Origin of the sequence: Bacteroides sp. OM05-10AA, from assembly GCF_003439055.1 — a bacterium.
Classification (GTDB): Bacteria; Bacteroidota; Bacteroidia; order Bacteroidales; family Bacteroidaceae; genus Bacteroides; species Bacteroides intestinigallinarum.
In genome coordinates, this window is record NZ_QSUR01000018.1 from 14,568 (window position 1) to 35,866 (window position 21,299).

18 protein-coding genes are annotated in these 21,299 nt (G+C 43.0%); 12 read left to right on the forward strand and 6 right to left on the reverse strand.

Translation table 11 applies throughout. The features are described from left to right. Positions 1-47: 47 nt before the first annotated feature. From rny to DXB58_RS14855, 3 genes are all read right to left on the reverse strand, one after another. Positions 48-1,583: a ribonuclease Y gene (gene rny, locus DXB58_RS14845; RefSeq protein ID WP_004301930.1), complete on the reverse strand. Its 1,536-nt coding sequence runs from the start codon at positions 1,581-1,583 to the stop codon at positions 48-50. Between the two features lie 123 nt (positions 1,584-1,706). Then, the gene (locus DXB58_RS14850; RefSeq protein ID WP_004301931.1) at positions 1,707-1,997 is read right to left on the reverse strand and encodes a cell division protein ZapA; all 291 of its coding nucleotides are present in this window, start codon (positions 1,995-1,997) and stop codon (positions 1,707-1,709) included. Between the two features lie 11 nt (positions 1,998-2,008). Further along, positions 2,009-2,302: a hypothetical protein gene (locus DXB58_RS14855; protein ID WP_004301932.1), complete on the reverse strand. Its 294-nt coding sequence runs from the start codon at positions 2,300-2,302 to the stop codon at positions 2,009-2,011. Positions 2,303-2,683: 381 nt separating this feature from the next. Between DXB58_RS14855 and DXB58_RS14865 the strand changes: the two genes are divergently transcribed. Genes DXB58_RS14865 through ccsA form a run of 11 tightly spaced genes read left to right on the forward strand, consistent with a single transcriptional unit; the run spans position 2,684 to position 17,005 of the window. Further along, the gene (locus DXB58_RS14865) at positions 2,684-3,772 is read left to right on the forward strand and encodes an SMP-30/gluconolactonase/LRE family protein (RefSeq protein WP_122137371.1); all 1,089 of its coding nucleotides are present in this window, start codon (positions 2,684-2,686) and stop codon (positions 3,770-3,772) included. A 51-nt stretch (positions 3,773-3,823) separates the two neighbouring features. Beyond that, entirely contained in the window at positions 3,824-4,195 is a 372-nt protein-coding gene (locus DXB58_RS14870) for a hypothetical protein (protein ID WP_004325051.1), read from the forward strand. A gap of 13 nt (positions 4,196-4,208) precedes the next feature. Continuing rightward, the gene (locus DXB58_RS14875) at positions 4,209-4,688 is read left to right on the forward strand and encodes a hypothetical protein (protein ID WP_122137372.1); all 480 of its coding nucleotides are present in this window, start codon (positions 4,209-4,211) and stop codon (positions 4,686-4,688) included. A gap of 29 nt (positions 4,689-4,717) precedes the next feature. Beyond that, entirely contained in the window at positions 4,718-6,244 is a 1,527-nt protein-coding gene (gene xylB / locus DXB58_RS14880; protein ID WP_122137373.1) for a xylulokinase, read from the forward strand. A gap of 14 nt (positions 6,245-6,258) precedes the next feature. Then, positions 6,259-7,293, forward strand: coding sequence for a zinc-binding dehydrogenase (locus tag DXB58_RS14885; RefSeq protein ID WP_009000614.1), 1,035 nt, complete (start codon positions 6,259-6,261; stop codon positions 7,291-7,293). A 42-nt stretch (positions 7,294-7,335) separates the two neighbouring features. Further along, complete coding sequence (deoC, locus tag DXB58_RS14890; RefSeq protein ID WP_009000615.1) at positions 7,336-8,052, forward strand: deoxyribose-phosphate aldolase; 717 nt, start codon at positions 7,336-7,338, stop codon at positions 8,050-8,052. Between the two features lie 47 nt (positions 8,053-8,099). Then, complete coding sequence (locus tag DXB58_RS14895) at positions 8,100-10,613, forward strand: hypothetical protein (protein WP_122137374.1); 2,514 nt, start codon at positions 8,100-8,102, stop codon at positions 10,611-10,613. Next, positions 10,610-12,412 carry a c-type cytochrome gene (locus DXB58_RS14900; protein ID WP_122137375.1) on the forward strand — a complete coding sequence of 601 codons (1,803 nt, stop codon included), beginning with the start codon at positions 10,610-10,612 and terminating at the stop codon, positions 12,410-12,412. The genes DXB58_RS14895 and DXB58_RS14900 overlap by 4 nt, the downstream gene beginning before the upstream one ends. A 16-nt stretch (positions 12,413-12,428) precedes the next feature. Beyond that, positions 12,429-13,313: an aryl-sulfate sulfotransferase gene (locus DXB58_RS14905; RefSeq protein WP_122137376.1), complete on the forward strand. Its 885-nt coding sequence runs from the start codon at positions 12,429-12,431 to the stop codon at positions 13,311-13,313. 39 nt (positions 13,314-13,352) lie between these two features. Further along, entirely contained in the window at positions 13,353-14,483 is a 1,131-nt protein-coding gene (locus tag DXB58_RS14910) for a PTS cellobiose transporter subunit IIC (protein WP_122137377.1), read from the forward strand. A 44-nt stretch (positions 14,484-14,527) separates the two neighbouring features. Next, positions 14,528-17,005, forward strand: coding sequence for a cytochrome c biogenesis protein CcsA (gene ccsA, locus DXB58_RS14915; protein ID WP_122137378.1), 2,478 nt, complete (start codon positions 14,528-14,530; stop codon positions 17,003-17,005). Between the two features lie 144 nt (positions 17,006-17,149). On the opposite strand, the gene DXB58_RS14920 is transcribed toward ccsA, so the two are convergent. Both DXB58_RS14920 and DXB58_RS14925 read right to left on the reverse strand, forming a co-directional pair. Next, on the reverse strand, positions 17,150-18,949 hold the full coding sequence (locus tag DXB58_RS14920; RefSeq protein ID WP_122137379.1) for a hypothetical protein: 1,800 nt from the start codon (positions 18,947-18,949) through the stop codon (positions 17,150-17,152). A 6-nt stretch (positions 18,950-18,955) separates the two neighbouring features. Next, positions 18,956-19,369: an HU family DNA-binding protein gene (locus DXB58_RS14925; RefSeq protein ID WP_009000622.1), complete on the reverse strand. Its 414-nt coding sequence runs from the start codon at positions 19,367-19,369 to the stop codon at positions 18,956-18,958. A 559-nt stretch (positions 19,370-19,928) separates the two neighbouring features. Here DXB58_RS14925 and DXB58_RS14930 point away from each other — a divergent pair. Next, on the forward strand, positions 19,929-20,447 hold the full coding sequence (locus DXB58_RS14930) for a hypothetical protein (protein WP_122137380.1): 519 nt from the start codon (positions 19,929-19,931) through the stop codon (positions 20,445-20,447). Positions 20,448-20,557: 110 nt separating this feature from the next. Here the strand turns inward: DXB58_RS14930 and DXB58_RS14935 are convergent, their stop codons facing one another. Further along, a complete protein-coding gene (locus tag DXB58_RS14935; protein ID WP_122137381.1) occupies positions 20,558-21,295 on the reverse strand; it encodes a hypothetical protein in 738 nt (245 codons plus the stop codon). Positions 21,296-21,299 lie beyond the last annotated feature (4 nt).

The following is a 21,299-nucleotide window of genomic DNA, read 5'->3' on the forward strand; positions in this document are numbered from 1 at the left end:
GGGCGAATCTCTTCGCCCTTATATGAATCTTCTTTTGAATAGTTACTTTATTTAGCGAAACTAACCGCACGTGTTTCACGAATGACGGTAATCTTCACTTGTCCCGGATAAGTCATTTCATCCTGGATCTTCTTAGCGATTTCGCCTGACAGGCTTTCTGTCTGCTTGTCGTCAATCTTATCCGCACCAACGATAACGCGGAGTTCGCGCCCTGCCTGGATAGCATAAGTCTTTGTTACACCCGGATAAGCCATAGCCAGTTGTTCGAGGTCGTTCAGACGCTTGATGTAAGCCTCTACGATTTCGCGGCGTGCACCCGGACGTGCACCGGAGATGGCGTCGCATACCTGTACGATAGGAGCCAGCAAGCTGGTCATTTCCGTTTCGTCGTGGTGAGCACCGATAGCGTTGCAAATATCCGGTTTTTCTTTATACTTCTCGGCAAGTTTCATACCCAGCAATGCGTGCGGCAATTCCGGTTCTTCATCAGGCACTTTACCGATATCATGCAGCAAACCTGCACGTTTCGCTTTCTTCGGGTTCAATCCCAGTTCAGATGCCATCACAGCACAAAGATTGGCTGTTTCACGTGCATGCTGCAACAAGTTCTGACCATAAGAAGAACGATATTTCATCTTACCGATGATACGGATCAATTCAGGATGCAGACCGTGGATACCCAAGTCGATGGTTGTACGTTTACCGGTTTCGATAATTTCTTCTTCCACCTGTTTGCGAACTTTAGCCACCACTTCCTCGATACGAGCCGGATGGATACGTCCGTCGGTCACAAGCTGATGCAGTGCCAAACGGGCAATTTCACGGCGAACCGGGTCGAAGGCAGAAAGAACGATAGCTTCCGGAGTGTCGTCAACAACGATTTCAACGCCGGTAGCAGCTTCCAAAGCACGGATGTTACGTCCTTCACGTCCGATAATACGTCCTTTGATTTCATCTGATTCAATATGGAATACCGTAACAGAGTTTTCGATGGCAGTTTCCGTAGCTACCCGTTGGATAGACTGGATAACGATACGTTTCGCTTCTTTGCTGGCAGTTAACTTAGCATCATCCATAATGTCATTAATGAATGACTGTGCCTGTGTTTTAGCTTCTTCTTTCAGTGATTCTACCAGGCGTTCTTTGGCCTCTTCGGCAGACAATCCGGAGATTGCTTCCAGTTTATCGATTTCCTGCTGTTGCAGTTTATCGAGTTCATCTTTTTTCTTATCAACAATGACAAGTTGCGCTTCCAGGTTCTCTTTTACCGCTTCGGCTTCCATCTTTTTGCGTTGGATTTCTTCCTGACGCTGGCTAAGAACCATTTCGCGTTGTTTCAGTTTGTTTTCCGCTTGCTGAATCTTCTGATTCCGCAATGCTACCTCTTTTTCAAGATCTGCTTTTTTATTCAGGAATTTCTCCTTCACTTCCAGCAGCTTGTTTTTCTTAATTACTTCCGCTTCTGTCTCTGCTTCTTTCAGGACATTATCGTATTTGGATTTCAGTACATACCGGAATAGTATATATGAAAGGATTCCTCCTACGATGAAGCAAGCAATTGCTGTTGCTATTATTGCTATCATTCTACATTTAATTTAAGTATATAAATAAAAACGCACCGCCAAATATCAAAGCATGTATCTTTGCTTGGATATTGTGCAGTGCGTGGTTGTTTTATCTCTTATCAGTGAATAGCCGGTCGGGATTTATTCCTCCTTAAAATAATCCTCCAGCAATTCTGTCAGTTCTTTTACCTTCTCCACATAGGGGCTGGTATCATTACGTTGCATCAATTGCAGTCTCTCTAACGAGAACTGATAGGCTACCATGGCAATAATTTTCTCCGGTTCCAGGTTCTTATAAACCTCCCGGTACTTATTAAGCCTGACATTTACCTGCTTGGCGGCTTCCCGTACCATTTGCTCTTCCTCACGGTTGATGGTTAACGGATAGTTTGAATCTGCTATCTGCAGGTTTATCTTTATTTTATCGTTCATACATCTTCTTCTTATTCATTCAACAAAGCGATGCATTTATCGACTTCACGCACTAATTTTGACAATCGCAGCTTCGTCTCTTTTACGTCGCTGCCGTTAAGGCTGATTGCCGTAGCTGTTTTTAGGTTTGTATAGCTGACTTCCAATTCATCGTATTGAGCTTGTACCTTCTCGTTTTTTAGCTTTTCATTATCGAGAAGCTTTTTCAATTCGGCATTTTCACGCTTTAGTTCATCGTGCAAATAAATCAAATGCCGGAGTTGCGTTTCAAAGGAATTCAATAACTTTTTTTCTTCTTCTGTCATCACTACACCAAAATTGTACACAAAAATACGATTAACTCTGATATTACAAAAACTTTTTATGAGAAAATGTTCTTTTTAGCCTAAATTAGTCATGAACGGAGGGGAAAGTAGAGTATTGCATAGGAAGTAAGTGCCGACTGCTTTTATAATATAAGGTATATATGAAAGGGGTTTCAATCCTTTCATATTCTGTTTTCAGCCTTTCCATATTTTGTTCCTTCTCTCTATTTACAGCTCAAACCGGCTCTTTTAATAGCATTTTGAACAATTTTTGTCCTTTATTGATTTGTCATTTTCCTTCTTTGCTGATAAATACCAGTATGTTTGCGTACCGAACTAACGGACTCATATTATAAACATAAATATTTGTATTATCTAACCATGAAAAAGTATTATTTACTATCTCTTGTGGCAGCTTCTTTGATGGGAGCAACTTGTATTCAATGTACTTCTCCGAAACAAAAAGGTGGTGAGAATGCTCTTCCGCAGAAGAGCGAATTGTTTGCAAATTTACCGGATTGTTGTCCGACACCAGACGGAATGGCTATCGCTCCTAATGGAGATTTGATTCTGGCCTGTCCGAATTTTGCAGATATCACACAGCCTGCTTGTCTGATGCGCATCACCAAAAATGGCGAGATTACGAAATGGATGGATGTTCCGGTATTGGAAGAAACCGGCTGGGCTTCTCCGATGGGGATTGCCTTTAATGAAGAGGGTGATCTGTTTATTTGCGACAATCAAGGTTGGAGTGGAGCAGAGAAAGCACAGAATAAAGGACGTGTTCTTCGTCTGAAGTTTGAAAACGACCAATTAAAAGAAACAATCACCGTGGCATCCGGTATGGAGCATCCTAACGGTCTGCGTATCCGCAACGGGAAACTGTACGTCACCCAGAGTTCATTATCGCAGATAAAAGATCCTTCGGGATTGTTGGTCAGCGGGGTATATTGCTTTGATATGAATGACCGTGATGTGGCAGTGACTAATACATTAGAAGATAAAAACCTTATTACTACCGTTATCACAAAGAACCCAGAAGTGCAATACGGACTGGATGGAATTGTTTTCAACGAAGCGGGCGACCTCTTTGTAGGAAATTTCGGTGACGGCGCTGTTCACCGCATAAAGATGGATGTGGAAGGGAATGTACTTACTAATGACGTATGGGCAAAAGATACCACCCAGTTGCGTACCACGGACGGAATGTGTATAGACGATAAAGGTAATATCTGGGTAGCGGATTTCTCGGCGAATGCAGTTGCACGCATTGATAAAGACGGAAAAATTCAGCGTATTGCTCAAAGCCCTGACTGCGACGGAAGCGACGGAGGTCTGGATCAGCCGGGCGAACCTATCGTATGGAACGGACAAGTGATTGTGTCCTGCTTCGATTTGGTGACCGGACCGGATAAGGTAAACACGAAACATGACAAGCCTTTCACATTGGCTAAGTTGTCTTTGGAATAAATAAACACCCCCGAACTACTATTATAAACCTAAAAACACATTATCAATTATATGAAACAATATCTATCGACCTTTGCCGGCTCTGCCATCTGTGGCGGATTTGCTTTTGGCATTTGGCCGGAACTTTGGAAGACATACGGTCTGATGGGAGGTTGGTTGGCGGCCACACTGATTATCGGCATTATGTGGTATATGAACCATTATCATGGAGCTATTCTGAATCCTCCGGGAAAAATATGGCTGGATCAGGGCTGGTGTATCGGCTCTGCCGGAATTGCTTGGGGAATTGTCCGCTTTCAAGGCGATATCACTAACTTCTTTTATGCAGTACCTACCTTAATCTGTTGTCTGATAGGAGGTGCCTTGGCAGGAATATTAGTATGGAAAATCCGTTCGTGCGATTGTGCCCGGAAGATAAATTAAGGAGGAAAGAACAATGAGCGAATGGTTACAGACCTATAATGAATTCTTTGGCATGTATCATGCCGGAATCATCACATCTATTTTCGGAGCTTTTGCCGTCACCTTTACCGTGTTGATGAGTTGGCCTAAATTAGTAAAGGACTTTGGTCCGATAGGTGGATTTATGGCAGCTGCTCTTATTATCGGTACTTTTTGGGTGGTCAATCACAAACTGCCCGGCTTTGGTTTCTCTACCGGACTGTTGAATGACGCCGACGGTCTGCCAATGCAATTCTGCCTGATTCATCAGGGAAATCGGGGTAGTGCTCCCTGGGTAGATATGGGATGGGCGATTGCGATGGGCTTCATTCTGGCCGACGTACTTTGCGCACCGAAAGGGACACGCAGCGGACTGCTGAAAGAAGCCTTCCCTCGTTGGCTGGTGATTATCCTCGGAGGTATCGTAGGTGGTATTTTCGTCGGACTTACCGGATACACGAATGCGGCACTCTGATCCTATTAATTGAAAAAGAAAAAGAGATTATGTATATATTAGCACATGACTTGGGTACCAGCGGCAACAAAGCAACCTTATTCGATGAATCGGGATTACTGATTGCTTCACGTACAGCCGCATACCCTACAGATTACGCTTCCGGCAATCGGGCGGAACAGAATCCGCTCCATTGGTGGAAAGCGATTGTAGATACCACGCAGGCACTTCTCAAACTGGTATCTCCCAATGATATTGCCGGTGTGGCACTTAGCGGACAAATGATGGGTTGTCTTTGTGTGGATAAAAACGGTCATCCGCTTCGTCCTCACATGCTTTATTGCGACCAGCGTTCGCAGGAAGAAGAGACTATTCTTTCCGAAAAGATAGACCTGCTTCATTTCTATGAAATCACGGGACACCGAATCAGCGCTTCCTATTCCATTGAGAAATTGATGTGGGTAAAGAAACACGAACCGGAAATCTTTGCACAGACAGCCAAGATGTTGAATGCCAAGGATTATATCAATTTCCGTCTCTGCGGTACTCTAGCCACTGATCCCTCGGATGCTTCGGGTACCAATGCATACGACCTGAACCGTTGGCAATGGAGTGAAGAAATCATAGAAGCTGCCGGACTCGATCTTTCCCTATTCCCGGAAGTCCGTTCATCTATCGACGTGATCGGTGAAGTGACCAACGAAGCTGCCCGTGAAACAGGACTGCTTGCCGGAACACCTGTAATCTGTGGTGGAGGCGATGGTAGTTGTGCCGGAGTAGGCGTCGGCTGTGTGGCTCCGGGTAGCGCATACAACTATCTGGGTTCTTCTTCCTGGGTAGCTCTGACAGTAGAAAAGCCGATTGTAGACGAACAACGCCGCACCATGAACTGGGCGCACGTAGTGCCGGGCATGCTGCATCCGTCGGGAACGATGCAGGCGGCAGGCTCTTCCTACAACTGGATGATTAACCAACTCTGCCAGCACGAGCAGGCATTGGCTACTCAACTCGGACGTAGCGTGTTCGAACTGATTGACGAACAGATTCTTTCCTCTTCGATAGGAGCCAATAAACTCCTATTCCTACCTTATATGCTTGGTGAACGTACTCCCCGTTGGAATGTAGACGCCAAAGGAGCATTTATCGGTCTGACGCTGGGGCATACACATGGTGATATGCTACGTGCTGTGATGGAGGGAATTACCCTCAATCTGGGATTTATCGTCAATATCTTCCGCAAACACGTTCCCATCGACCAGGTGACGGTGATTGGAGGATGTGCGCAGAATCCTGTATGGCGCCAGATGATGGCAGACATCTATCAGGCAGAAATCCGTGTACCTAATTATCTGGAAGAGGCAACTTCGATGGGAGCGGCTATTCTGGCAGGTATCGGTGCGGGAGTCTTTAAAGACTTCTCTGTGATAGACCGCTTTGTCCGTATCGAACAGACTGTGCAGCCGATTCAGGAAAACGTGAAGAAGTATGAGGCTTGGATGCCTGTTTTTGATAAAGCTTATCACGCTTTGTGCGATATGTATACTGAAATTGCAAAAACTGAACTAGATTCTATATAAAACCTAATAATCAAATGAAAACAGTAATAGTGCCGGCTCCCGGCAAAATTGAAATACGACAGGTGGAAACTCCTGTTATCAATGCTTATCAGGCATTGGTGAAAACGGAAATGGTTGCTTTGTGTAATGCGACTGACAGTAAACTGATAGCCGGAAAATTCCCCGGAGTAGATACTTATCCATTGGCTTTGGGACATGAGAATGCCGGAATTGTAGTAGCTGTCGGTGAAAAAGTACGTAATTTTAAGGTAGGCGACCGTGCTATTGGTGGTCTTATTTCCGATTTTGGTGCGCAAGGTGTCGACAGCGGCTGGGGTGGTTTCAGCGAATATGTAGTAGTGAATGACTTTGAAGTACTGAAAGAAGAGGGACTGGCTACACCCGAACAGGGATGCTGGGACAGTTTTGAGATTCAGAACACAGTCCCTTCACATGTGCAACCGGAAGAAGCAGTTATCTCTTGTACCTGGCGCGAAGTGTTGGGAGCTTTCAAGGATTTCAATCTGACTCCGGGGAAAAAGGTGATCGTAGTAGGCTCCGGTCCTGTAGGATTGAGCTTTGTGAAGTTGGGTAAATTGTTCGGTCTGGGACAGATTGATATTGTCGATATGCTTCCCGCTAAACTGGAAGTAGCCCGTCGGATGGGAGCAGACAATGGATATACACCCGCCGAAATTAGTACTCCGGAATTTATAGCCGCGGCTAATCGCTCTTATGATGCTGTCATTGATGCGGTAGGACTGGATGTAGTCGTAAATTCCGTATTACCATTAGTGAAGATGGGTGGAGATGTTTGTGTCTATGGCGTCATGACTAAGAATCCAACTTTCGACTTATCGAAAGCTCCTTATAACTTCGACCTGCACATGCATCAATGGCCTACCCGTTCAGAAGAAAAGGCGGCAATGACCACATTGGCACAATGGATTGAAGAGGGCAGACTTTCTGCATCCGACTTTATCACGCATCGCTTTGCGATAGAAGAAATAGAAGAAGCCTTTGCTGCCGTGAAACGGGGTGAAGTATTGAAATGCGTATTGACTTTTTAAGAAACAGCATATTTATAATAACTTATTAAACGACTCAAAATAATGGAAAAGAAGAATATAAACGAAGTGATTGCAGAATTATCAGTAGAACAGTTGGCAGGTATGATCGACCATACATTCCTGAAACCTTTCGGTGATGCATCGCCTATTGAGAAACTTTGTGCGGAAGCCCGTCAGTATCAGTTTGCGATGGTAGCCATCAATCCTGCGGAAGTAGAAACTTGTGTGAAGTTGCTTGAAGGGTCGGGAGTACGTGTAGGAGCCGCTATCGGTTTTCCGTTGGGACAGAACACAGTAGAGTGCAAAGCATTTGAAACCCGTGATGCCATTGCCAAAGGTGCTACTGAAATAGATACAGTCATCAATGTTCGTGCTTTACAGAAAGGACAGACTGAAATCGTAAAGAAAGAGATTGAAGACATGGTTTCTATCTGCAAACCTGCCGGTGTGATCTGTAAGGTCATTCTTGAAACTTGCTATCTGACGGATGAAGAGAAAGAAACCGTATGTCGTATAGCTAAAGAAGCCGGAGTGGATTTTGTGAAAACCTCTACCGGATTCGGAACAGCAGGAGCAACAGTGCATGATGTAGCATTGATGCGTCGTGTGGTAGGACCTACTATCGGAGTGAAAGCAGCAGGTGGCATTCGTGATCTGGATTCTGCGTTGGCATTGATTCAGGCGGGCGCTACCCGTATTGGTACATCAAGCGGTATTCAGATTGTGGAATCCTATAAGGAGCTGAAGAAAGGTTTGTAATCGTTCTTTTTTCAGGAAGGTAAATTTAAGGTAAATAAGAAGATAAAATGATAAGATCGAAATTAATGAAGCTGTTGAAGTGTGGGATGGCATGCTGTGTGTTTCTCTCCATTGTAGCATGGCAGACGAAAGACACTTCCCTTCAGCCTACCGACGCGAAAGGTTTTATCGTCGAGATTCAGAAGAAGTACGCGGAAATTCAGGCGATAAAACAGAAAGGTAATCAGGAAGAAACAGAAAACAAGATAAAAGCCGTGCACCGGAGATTGACGCGTGCCTATCCGGTCTATTACGATTGGTGGCTACAGGATGGAACAATGGGTGATGTAGACTGGTTTAATAAGAGTTTTAATCAGGAACTTTCCGTGCGTTTACAGAAACTGAACATCAAAGCTCCCGTGACTAATACTCCGGAAAGCATCGAATCGGCTTTCCTGTCTTATCTGAAAGCGTGTGAACAAAGACGTATCAAGCGTTTGGAAGCCTTCACAGCAGATAAACCGGAGATTGTTTTCACAAAATACAGAACGTTGCGTCCCTCTTTCTTTGCTTATACCGAAGGAGTGTCGGATGCCCGTGCTGAATGCAACTACATTGCGGGCGGTGCGTTGGCGAAATTGAAGATGAATGGAATTTGGGCGGAAGTAGAAACCATGCTGACAGATGAAGAAGGAGTAGTGCGTGATCCGAATCTTCATTTTGATGGTCAGCATCTGCTTTTTTCCTGGAAGAAATCCCCCAAGGAAGACGACTTCCATCTGTATGAAATGGATTTAAAGACACGGGAAATCAAGCAGTTGACTTTCGGAAAAGGACATGCCGACATTGAAGGTATTTACTTGCCCGATGACAATATCCTGTTCAACTCTACCCGTTGCGGAAGTACGGTAGACTGCTGGTTTACGGAAGTCAGCAATATGTATCTCTGCGACAGGGAGGGGCGTTATATGCGTCAGGTTGGTTTCGACCAGGTACATACGGTAACACCGACTTTGTTGGATGACGGTCGGGTGGTCTATACTCGTTGGGATTACAATGACCGTGGCCAGGTATGGGCACAGCCTTTGTTCCAGATGAATCCCGATGGAACAGGACAGGCTGAATATTACGGAATGAACAGCTGGTTCCCGACAACGGTGGCACAGATTCGCCAGATTCCCGGCACTCGTAAGTTGATGGCAGTTTTTATGGGTCACCATACTCCTCAACATGGCAAACTGGGTATTATAGATCCCGAAGCCGGGCGTGATGAGAATGAAGGTGTTATGTTCGTAGCTCCGGTTCACAAACCGGAACCGGAACGTATTGACGGTTATGGAAAGTTTACCGATCAGTTCCAGCATCCTTTTCCATTGAGCGAGATGGAATTTTTAATATCGTATACTCCGTTGGGTTATTACGTCGGACATCCGATGGAATTTGGCGTTTATTGGATGAATGCGGACGGAGAACGTGAATTACTCGTATCCGATGCACGCATATCCTGCAACCAGCCTGTGTTGGTCGCTCCCCGTAAACGTCCGTTCCGCCGTTCATCTTCGGTAGATTATACAAAGAATGAAGGCGTATATTATATGCAGAATATCTACGAGGGCAATGGATTGAAGGGTGTGAAACCGGGAACTATCAAACAGTTGCGTGTGGTGGAAATCCAGTTCCGTGCAGCAGGTGTAGGTGAAGTGAACGGTAATGATAAAGGTGGAGGAGCTATCATGAGTTCTCCGGTAGGAGTGGGCAATGCTGCCTGGGATGTGAAGAGAGTGTTGGGAGTGACGGAAGTATATCCTGACGGTTCCGCATTCTTTAAAGTTCCTGCACGCAGACCGCTTTATTTTCAGGCATTGGACGAAAACGGGCGTGTGGTGCAAACTATGCGTAGCTGGTCTACTTTACAGCCGAATGAAGTGCAGAGTTGTGTAGGATGCCACGAACATAAGAACACGGTTCCCGTAGCAGGGCATCCGGTATCCATGGCAATGAATAAAGGTGTCAAGGCATTGGCTCCGGAAGATGAGATGGGCGAACGTAATTTCAGTTACCTGAAAGAAATCCAACCTATCTGGGACAAGCATTGTATCTCTTGTCACGATGGAGTGAAGCAACCAATGAGCCTGAAAGGCGAATTGAAAGTAATGGATAAACGAAGCAAAAGAAAATATACGGATTCGTATCTGAACCTGATTCATGCCACCCAGAAAAAAGAAGAGGGATCATGGAGAGGTAACGCACATCATCCGGAAGTAAACTGGATCAGTGCTTTGTCCGAACCTACGTTGCTACCGCCTTATTTTGCAGGCTCCAACACGAGCAATCTGATTAAACGTTTGGAAAGCGGACATGGAGGTACAAAACTGACTCCGCAGGAAATACGAAAAGTAGCTCTCTGGATTGATTTGCTTGTGCCTCAAATCGGAGACTACCGTGAAGCGAACAACTGGTCGCAAAAGGATCTCGACTTCTACAACTATTATGATAAGAAGCGGGAAGCAGCCCGTGCGGAAGATCAGGAGAATATTCGTCAATACATTCAATCCCTTCAAACTAAACAAGAGAAAAAATGAAAAAGAAGATATTGATACCTGTTGGTATGGCTGCTATATTTCTTTGTGCGTCTTGGCAAGAAGCGGAAACGACGGTTTCACCGGACCGTTTGTTTCTGGCAGACAACGGGAAATCCTTGTTTGTAACAAACAGGGCAGGCTGTGAACTTATCAAGATGTCGTCCGACGGACAGAAAATGGAAAAGAAAGTCTCTTTCTCGTCCCCTGTCAATGCCATGACGCAGGATGCGAATGGTAAACTCTGGGTGGTATGTGACGGAAACTACGGTACCATGTACGAACTGGATGGAAAGAAACTTTCCGTACAATCCAAAACAAAAAGCGGAGCTACTCCTTCGGATATTCTGTATAATCCGTTGTCTAAATCTCTTTGGGTTACGCAGCGGTTCAACAACGAACTTTGGGAGATTGATCCGGCCACCCGTAAGGTGAAAACTAAAATAGCTGTCGGTCGCGAACCAGTGTCGATGGCTGCCTTTGCTGGTGATTCCTGTCTGCTGATAGCCAATAATCTGCCGGAAATGCCTTCTACGGCTTATCCGATTGCAGTACAGCTCGATATGGTAGATGTACTTTCGAAAAAGGTTTCGGGACGTGTTATGTTGCCGAACGGTTCTACGGATGTGAAGTCGGTAGCGGTGGATAAGAATCATACTTTCGCATATGTCACTCATTTAATCTCCCGCTATCAGTTGCCTACCAATCAGCTGGATAGAGGATGGATGGCTACAAATACATTATCCATCATTGATTTGAAAGCTAGAAAGTGGCTCACTTCCATCATCTTGGACACTCCACAGAAAGGAGCAGCTAATCCGTGGTCGGTAATTGTTACCCCGGATGATAAGCAGATCATAGTAGCTGCTGCCGGTAGTCAGGAATTGGTGCGCATCGATCGTATAGCTTTGCATGAACGTCTTGGCAAAGCGAAACAAGGAGAAATGGTTACTCCTTCCATGAAAGCGTGGGGGAATATACCTAATGATGCGGGATTCTTGTATGGCATCCGTGACTTCATTCCTACACAGGGAAAAGGTCCGCGTTCGGTCGTAGCTACGGGAGGTAAAATTTATACTGCCAACTATTATACGTCGGAATTGGTGTCTATGGATTTGAACGGTAAGAATGTGCAGAAGCAGATTCTGGGTGCTCCATTGGCTTTCACTAAAGTTGGTAAGGGAGATATGTACTTCCATGATGCAACCATTTGTTTCCAGAACTGGCAAAGTTGTGCAACCTGTCATCCGAATGATGCACGCATGGACGGGCTTAACTGGGACTTGCTGAATGATGGCATGGGTAATCCGAAAAACACGAAAACACTCTTGCTTTCCCATCAAACTCCGCCTTGTATGGCGACCGGTATTCGTAAAAATGCCGAAGTAGCCGTTCGTTCGGGAGTGAAATATATCCTGTTTATGGAGGGAAATGATGAGATCTACGAATCTATCGACGAATATCTGAAATCTCTGAAGCCTCTGCCAAGCCCTTATCTTGAGAATGGTAAACTTTCTGCGAAAGCGAAAAGAGGAAAGAAGATATTTGAAGAAAACTGCGCGAGTTGCCATTCCGGAGAATACTATACGGATCAGAAGCAATATAAAGTGGATTGGACTACCGGACCTGATAAAGGGCTGGCTATGGACGTTCCTGCTCTGAACGAATGTTGGCGTACGGCTCCTTATTTGTATGACGGTCGTAGCTATTCGATGAAAGATATGTTAAAGGTACACGGACCTCATAAGCCTGTTTCTGATAAAGAACTGGAAGAGTTGGAGGAATATGTATTGTCTTTGTAATTTTGAATGATTGGTTATGACAAGAATATATAGTGCGATTTTGATATTTCTGTTCTCTGCATCCCTGTTGGCACAAACCCGGACGTTTGCAGGAACAGATTATTCACAGGGAATCGTCTTTGTGATGGAAAACAATCAGATTGTATGGCAGCACAAAGCTCCCGATTCTAATGATTTATGGGTATTGCCTAATGGCAATATCCTTTTCACCACTGGGCATGGGGTACTCGAAATGACCCGTCAGAATGATACAATCTTCCATTACGAGTCTAAAAGTCCGGTCTTTGCCTGTCAGCGGTTGAAGAACGGCAATACGTTTGTGGGCGAATGTACCACGGGGCGTATGCTGGAAATCTCTCCTAAAGGTAAGATTGTGAAAGAAGTCTGCATCCTGCCGGAGGGAGTGAAAGAGAAAGGTTTTGCATTTATGCGTAATGCGCGTCGCTTGGATAACGGGCATTTTCTGGTAGCACATTACGGACCGCAATGTGTGACGGAATATGACACGAACGGCAAAGAGGTGTGGAAACTGGATGTTCCCGGCGGACCGCATTCTCTGACTCGTCTGCCCAATGGACATACGTTGATTGCCGTAGCAGATAAAGACCAGAATCCGAGAATTATCGAAGTAACGGCAGACGGAAAGACTGTTTGGGAATTATCGAATGCGGATATCCCTGGAAAACCGTTGAAGTTTCTGGGAGGTTTTCAGTATTTTTCTGACGGACGCATCCTGATAACGAACTGGACGGGACATGTGAATCCAAAAGAAAAGGTACACATGTTGTTGGTAGACCGTCAAAAGAAAGTGCTTTATTCTTTGGAGAATACTCCGGGATTGAAGACGATGTCATCTGTCTATAGCATGGACGTTCCGGTAGGTGTTGCTTCCTATCATTAAAAAGTATATATCATCAGAAAAAACATTGAAATTTGCAGTATGAAGTATCATCGAATCACATGTAATTTGTATAAAACGACAGGAAACAGTTGGGAACAGATGGCGGAGGAATTACTTTCATCCGCTGTCCGCGAAGAGAGGGTGCTCCGTCTTGTACTCTTTACACGCTGTACGGATAACCAGGAATACAAGTTTCAGCGTTCCTTTCTGGAGCAATGGGTGGAGCGGCATTTCGTTTCTCCCCGTCCGGTTGTTTCGCTGGTGGCTCAAAAGCCTTTGGTAGCAGACTTGGTATTGGAGGTACATTCGTTGGTGGAAATTACGGATGAGGCAGTCACCATAGAGGAACAAATCACTTCTTCCTCTGTCCGCTACCTGCGGATCATGACTCCTCACTATCGGGAAATAATAGTAGGGGGACTTTACGCAGCTGATTTGAATCTTCCTGTTCGCGAACAATCGGAACAGGCTTTCAGAAAGGCAGAAGAGATCTTAAAGACGGAACAGATGAATTTCGGCGACATTGTCCGTCAGTGGAATTATCTGGAAAATATCACGGATATTGCACATGGCAATCAGTGTTATCAGGATTTCAATGATGTGCGTACCCTGTTCTATGCTTCTTCGGAGTGGGAATCAGGTTATCCGGCGGCAACAGGGATTGGCACACAGCATGGCGGCGTTCTGATTGATTTCAATGCTGTCAGTGGAGAAGTGGATATTGCTCCTTTAGATAATGACTGGCAACGGGCTGCTCATGTCTATTCGGATGAGGTGTTGATTAGTCATCGGGCAGATAGGAAGAAAGGAACACCTAAATTTGAAAGAGGAAAGTCACTGTCCGACCGTCGGCAGGAGGTGATTTATATTTCCGGCACAGCTGCTATCCGTGGCGAGGAAAGTGTAACGACCGGAGATGTTCTCTCTCAAACGGAAATCACTCTTGAAAATATCCAGCATTTGATTGGCTTGGAAGAGGGTAGGGAGAAACTACCGGAACATTCCGGTAAGTTGGGACTTCTTCGTGTATATCTCAAAAATGAAGAGGATGCGTCAGCTGTGAAAGCAGACTTGGATAAACTCTGTCCGGACATTCCTATCGTATATCTTTATGCGGATGTATGCAGAGAGGAATTGCTGGTAGAAATTGAAGGAATTGCTTATCTATAAAAGCCTCATTTATAAAAGCATTGTTTATTATAAAAGAAAAACAGATGAAATTGATTCGACTGATCGCTTCACCGGTATTGATGTACATATTAGCGGGACTTTATGCCCTGATATTGGCGGTAGCCACTTTAGTGGAAAACTCTTATGGTCCTGCCGTTGCCCGTGAATCTTTTTATTATGCCCCCTGGTTTATACTGTTGCAGTTGTTGCAGGCAGTTAATTTATTGGCTATGTTCCTTCAGGGAAGCTATTTTAAGAGAATTAGTAAAGGCAGTCTGATTTTTCATGGAGCTTTTCTTTTTATCTGGTTGGGGGCTGCTGTTACTCACTATGTAGGAGTGACGGGTATCATGCATATCCGTGAAGGGGAAACGGCAAATAGCATGATGAAAGAGGAAGGAACAGGGATGGAAAATGCTTCCCTGCCTTTCTCTGTAACTCTGGAAGATTTCCGGTTGCAGCGCTATCCGGGTTCTCATAGTCCGATGTCTTATGAAAGTGACCTGGTGATTAAGAGAGAAAATGAATCTCCTTTACAGGCAACCATACGAATGAATAAAGTGATTGATGTGGATGGTTACCGTCTGTTCCAGTCTTCATTCGATTCTGACGAACAAGGTACCGTGTTATCAGTGAGCTATGACCGTCCCGGTATGCAGCTTACATATACGGGATATTTCCTTTTACTGGTAGGTTTTGTCTTGACATTGTTCAGTAAGAAATCCCGTTTCGGGCGATTGCGCAGAGAATTGGGAGAAATGAAAAAGAATACCCCTTTCTGCTTATTGCTCTTTCTGGCTTTATCCGGCATCTCCAATATGCAGGCATTGCGTGCACAACAACCGGCTGTCTCTTCACAACAATCTCTCGTCGTTTCGCAATTACCTTGTGTTTCTTCCTTACATGCCGAAAAGTTTGGCAGTCTGGTAGTGCTTAACCCTAACGGACGCCTCGAACCCGTCAACAGTTATACATCTGCCATTTTACGCAAATTGTATGGAGCCGATAAACTGAATGGCATCCATTCAGATCAATTCTTTTTGAATCTACTTTCTTTTCCCGATGAATGGGGAGCTTTTCCTTTTATCAAAGTTGATAATAAAGAACTTCTTCAACGCTTCGGCAGAGATGGCAAATACATTGCCTGGCAAGATGTGTTTGATGCAGACGGTAACTATATCCTGACGAATGAACTGAACACAATTTACGCTAAACCGGCTGCGGAGCGAAAACGTTTGGACTCGGATTTATTAAAACTGGATGAATCAGTAAACATCGTATATCGCATCATGCAACACCAATTGCTACCGCTTTTTCCGGATGGAAATGATTTGCAGGGAAAATGGTATTCACCGGGTGATGACTTGAGCGCTTTTCATGGGAAAGATTCTCTATTTGTAACTAAAATTATGGACTGGTATATCTATGAGCTAGGAAATGGAGTTCGTTCCAACAATTGGAAGGAAGCAGACAAGGTAGTTGAAATGATGAATGTCTATCAACAAGCAAAAGCTAAAGTCCCCGCTATTGACAACCGGAAAGTGAAAGCCGAACTTCTCTATAATCAACTGGATTTATTTTTCTGGTGTCGTCTGGCTTACTTGATTTTGGGTGGTATCCTACTTTTCATTGCCTGCGGAGAGATTATTGCGGACTTTAAATGGGGAAGAAAAATTAGCAGTATTCTGATTGCTCTTCTGGCAATCGCTTTTCTCACACATACGGGAGGTGTCTTGTTACGTTGGTATATTTGCGGACATGCCCCTTGGGCAAATGCTTACGAGTCGATGATATGTACTTCCTGGATGCTGGTAGGTAGCGGACTCCTGTTTGCCCGCCGATTCCGTATTCTTCCCGCATTGGCAGGACTATTGGGCGGAATCATGCTTTTTGTAGCAGGACTTAATCACCTGAATCCGGAAATTACTCCTTTAGTCCCGGTACTTCAATCTTATTGGCTGATGTCTCATGTCGCTATCATTATGATCGGTTACGTCTTTTTTGCTCTTTGTGCGCTGACAGGGTTGTTTAATCTTGTATTGATGAGTTTGCTTTCCGCCACCAACCGGGTGAAACTCTTGTTCCGTATCCGTGAACTGACACTGCTGAATGAAATGGCAATGATTCTCGGTCTGTTCTTTATGACTGCCGGAACATTTCTTGGAGCTATCTGGGCCAATGTCTCCTGGGGTAGATATTGGGGATGGGATCCCAAGGAAACCTGGGCATTGATTTCAATCGTTGTCTATGCATTGGTGCTTCATATCCGCTTTATTCCCCTCCTGAAAGGAAAGACCACCTGGTGTTTTAATCTGCTTTCCGTCGTTGCCGTCCTTTCGGTTATAATGACTTGGTTTGGGGTGAACTACTATTTGAGCGGTCTGCATTCTTATGGAAAAACCGAAGGAGGAGATTTCTTGTTGTGGATATGGGGATTGGGCGTATGCCTCGTACTTGTTTTAGCGTTGTTTGCCCGCAGACGTTTAAAGAAACTCTCTGCCACATTTTCGTCTTTCTTTTAAGTATTATACGGGAAGAAACAAAAATGTGGCAGATCATATAATCAATGACTTATCTCTGAAAATAGCCGAAAATAAGAGAAGTTTACAGGAAACATATACGGTGTTTCTGCATTTTTCGGAAGGAAAACTGCATTTTATTGCCAATTATTTGAACTTCAGTATTTTGATTGTTCTATTGTCGTGTTTCCATCCTTTTTCTATTTCTGCATATTGTTCCAGTTCTTTGGTTGTGATCCCTCGTCCCGTATTCAGTCCCATCTTTTTATATACTTGTTTCAGCATACTTTTCACTTCCTGAACGGAAAGTTCCGAACCTATGGGAAAAGTACGTTGGATAGAGCTACGCATCTGCACGGATTGTTTAATCGTATGTTCACTGCTTACATTCAATGCAGCCCGCAATTTATTCTCGTTGTAATCTGATTCACGAATGAAATCTCCTCCAAATCGGCAGAAACAATCGTATATGTACCTGTCATTGGTCGTAGTAAGCAGATTTCCCAGCATACGTTGGTAGCGTTTTTGCACTTTCTTGTCAGTAGTGCGGCTCATCTTCTCCATTTCTTCCAGCTTACGGACGATCAACTCTGCTCGTTTCTTTTTTGCCAAGCGATGCTGGATTGCCATACGTTCATTATCCGAAACCGGCATGAGACGTTCCTCATGAGAGAATATAAAATAATCGGTCTGTTGATAGGCACTGCAAAGCAGATCAGTGGACGTGTATAGTCGCTTCACTTGCTCTTTCTCATATAAATGTGCTATTAGAAACGGATCAGGTTTTCCATTCGCATCCAGATAGGGGAGATATGAATTTTCTCCGATAGCTTCCTGCAACAAAGTACGTTCACCAATATTGGAGGTTTGTGCCAGTTGAGTTTTCCATCCGTTGAAGATATGGGAAGCGCCTTGTATCCAACTATCAATCTCATTGGCTGACATACATTCCAGATCCGGCCGGATGGAAGCAATATGTGTCACGGTATTTACTCCCCCTCGGAATCGTCCGATGATTTGAATGGCTTCGGTAGTAGGATCGATAACCGATTGGGTTGCGCCATGCAAATCACTGATGAGAATCACATGTGGCGGGTTTTTACATAAGATATCCACCGCGGAGTAGAAACGTGAAGTGAAGAAGTTGTAACGTTCCAGTTCAGTAATCATCATTGATTTTTTGCGTCGGTTGCCTTTCCATAGTTTGTATTGTCCATCTTCACTACAAAAAGTGCAGGCATTATTCAATTCGGGAATCAATCGGTAGAAACTATCTATCGAATCGATACTGTTGCAGAAAATGCAGACCGTGCCGCGCTTTGCTTCAATCACCTCCTGCAAAGTTTCCAGAACATTGTTGGTGGTGATTAGTTTCAGTTTTTGCCGATATTCGTAATCCGGCTGAATCAATACCCGCATGAAACTGTCGAAGCGATTGTCTTTTTCGGGTACGATGGGAGTAGCCGAAATCAATGCCTTATGCTGAAAATGGAAAAAATCATTCATCGGTTCGCGGATAGAATCACGATAATGCACGTCCTGCACTAGCTTTTCACATTCATCAAACAAGATGAAACACTCTGTATACATATCTATATCTACAGCCAGCATGGCTTCCTTGATTTTGGTGAAGCCTTCGGGAGTAGTCAACAGTTTGTAATGTTTGTCTTGGTTCTTCTCCAGAAAGTCTGTGATTTGCCGGACGCTGACTCCTTTATAGATAGCCAATGAGTTTTTGTGTACCTTTGCTTTAGACTCAATAACAGGCACGTTGGGCTCGATAATAATAGACTTTCGGAGTGCCGTCAATTCGCAGTGTGTAGCTCCCAATCCGGGAAGGAGTTTATTAATGATACAATTGGTCGGGATAAAGTCTTTGCCGGCACGTTTCAATGCATCCGCAAAGTATTCACCTTTTCGGATGGAATAAATTCTATCGTATTCCATGTTGTTTTAGTATTTTCGTTTGTTGTGTCTTTCCGGATTATATTTCTCAAATCCGGCTGCTGTTATCGCCTTTTTCAAACGTTTTTCAGCTTTGAATACAACATTCTTCACTTCTATGGATTCTGCCCGGTGGTTTTCACCTGGTTCTTTGTCTTCGCAGAAACTGCCATTCAGAGAAAAACTGCCGAAATCATCCAGATTGAGAATATTTCCATCTTTCAGAATAGCCTCTATTCCCTCTAGTATCATACTTAGATTCCTGTATGCGTCGCCTTTGGTGATATTGTTTTTGTCAGCTAAGTATTCAACAAAAGCTTTGGTATCCAAAGTGTCCCATGATAATAGTTGTACCCGTACATTCGTTTCTTTGTCGCCGGTAAAAGTATCTGCAAAACGAGTGGTTTTATAAAGTATGCTCATAATTATAATTTCTTTTAGATGACTATTATGTATTGCAGTTGAGTAACTTCAGAAATGGACTTGTGTAGCTGGGTGGTTGCACAAGTATAACTGAATAGTTGCTCAAGTGCAACAGATTAATTCATGCGGATGAATTTGCTAAAAGATAAGGGGGAATTATTAATATATGAAGTAGAACTAATTATATCTTCCTTATGAATTGGTAAAAACACCTAGTCGATTAAGACGATACAAAGGTAGACTATTTTTGTGAAGTAGACTATTCTTATTTGTATTATAATCCAGTATGCACAAATTAATTCTTACGCATATTATTGGGTTCGATATTTCGAAGGGGATAATGAACAACAAAATTATTCTGTATTTTTTCTTTGAAATTTTATAGATTTTGTTTCTAATAATCAATATATTTACAAAATCTTTTTAGTCTCTGTTTGTTTATTAAATAATAATAGAGATATGTTTATCACGTTTTTTATGATATCCATGAAGTTAAAGATATGGTTTAATTGAATTCATAATGCAAGCGGAATAGGCAAAGTAAAAAAATGCAGTAGTCATGAAGAAAGGAATATATTTATTCATGTTTATAGCTGTTTTAGGAGGATGTAAACAGCAACTCAATTTCGTGAAGGTTGCTAATAACATCTACATGAATCAAATTCAAGCGTTTGGTGATACTATGCTGCTAAAAGGGCTACAAGCATATAGGGAAAAGTCGAATATATTAGAAAGGCTAAGATATTCGGCAGCTAATGATACTGTATTTGCTTTAGAAATGTTGGGCTTTCAAGGAGATTTGTATTTGACTTATTGGAATAAAGTAGATACAATCTCATATACAAATACGGAGGATAAACCTGGATATGTAAGCAATCTGTTATTTACAAAATATATGATGGGGCTAGTATCCCAATGGAACATTCTGAAGATAAAAGAAGAGGAAAAAGATAATTCTTCTTTAATTCCTAAGGAGCTTGTTTATGCAGCGAGAATCATTATTCGAAAAAATACCTATAAAGTTGAATGTGTTAGATTTAATGATTTCTTTAATTTAGAAAGAGATTGTCATTATTAAAAGATTCTTAATTTTGATAGTTAATACCTGACTTCTTGGATATTAATAGTCAACATCTCAAGTATCAACATTCTACACGGTGAATATTAATACTTGAGATGCAGATTGTATTAATTTCCTTGTTCCATTGGGGGGACATCAAAAGAATTAGTTATATCGTTGAAATAATAGTATTTTCCATTTTCAAAAGGAGTTTTGCTTATACCAATGTTGGATTCAGAACCGCTAGTTCTCTTTATACGAAGTCTGTCGTTACCAGCTATTGAGAGTTTGTCGAGGAACATATAATAAATATTGTCTACTTTGGATAACGCAATATTATTGCTACTGTTTTCTCCATAACCATATTCGATTGATTTTGTATTATCTGTATCAAACATCAACATGAAAGAATTGTATTTTGCGGAAAGATTAACAGATGTGGTATTACTGTTTATGGCTATATTTTCTTTAAACGCTAGATAAACTGTGTCTAACTTCTGATAAAGATAACTATTATATATAGGTGAAGAGGTTCCTGTAACTTCGTATGTGCCTTCCATTAATTTAACACCTTCTTTTTTATTCCAATAACCTCTTATATAAGATGATTCTCCTGTTTTCAGATTTTTCAATGTCAATGCATAGCTTCTTGGAGTAAGTGTCTTGTTTTTTATATATTTATTATAAAAAGTAGTATATAATTCATTTCCTGTACTTTTTGTCATACTTCCACTTTCCCAAAAATAATAATCAAAAGTTACTATAATCTCTTGTGGGGTAGTCTGTTCAATAATCTCTTCTTGTTTGTCATTGCTACATCCAGCTATTACTAATGTAACTGCAATTAAAAATAAAAAATTCTTCATAAAT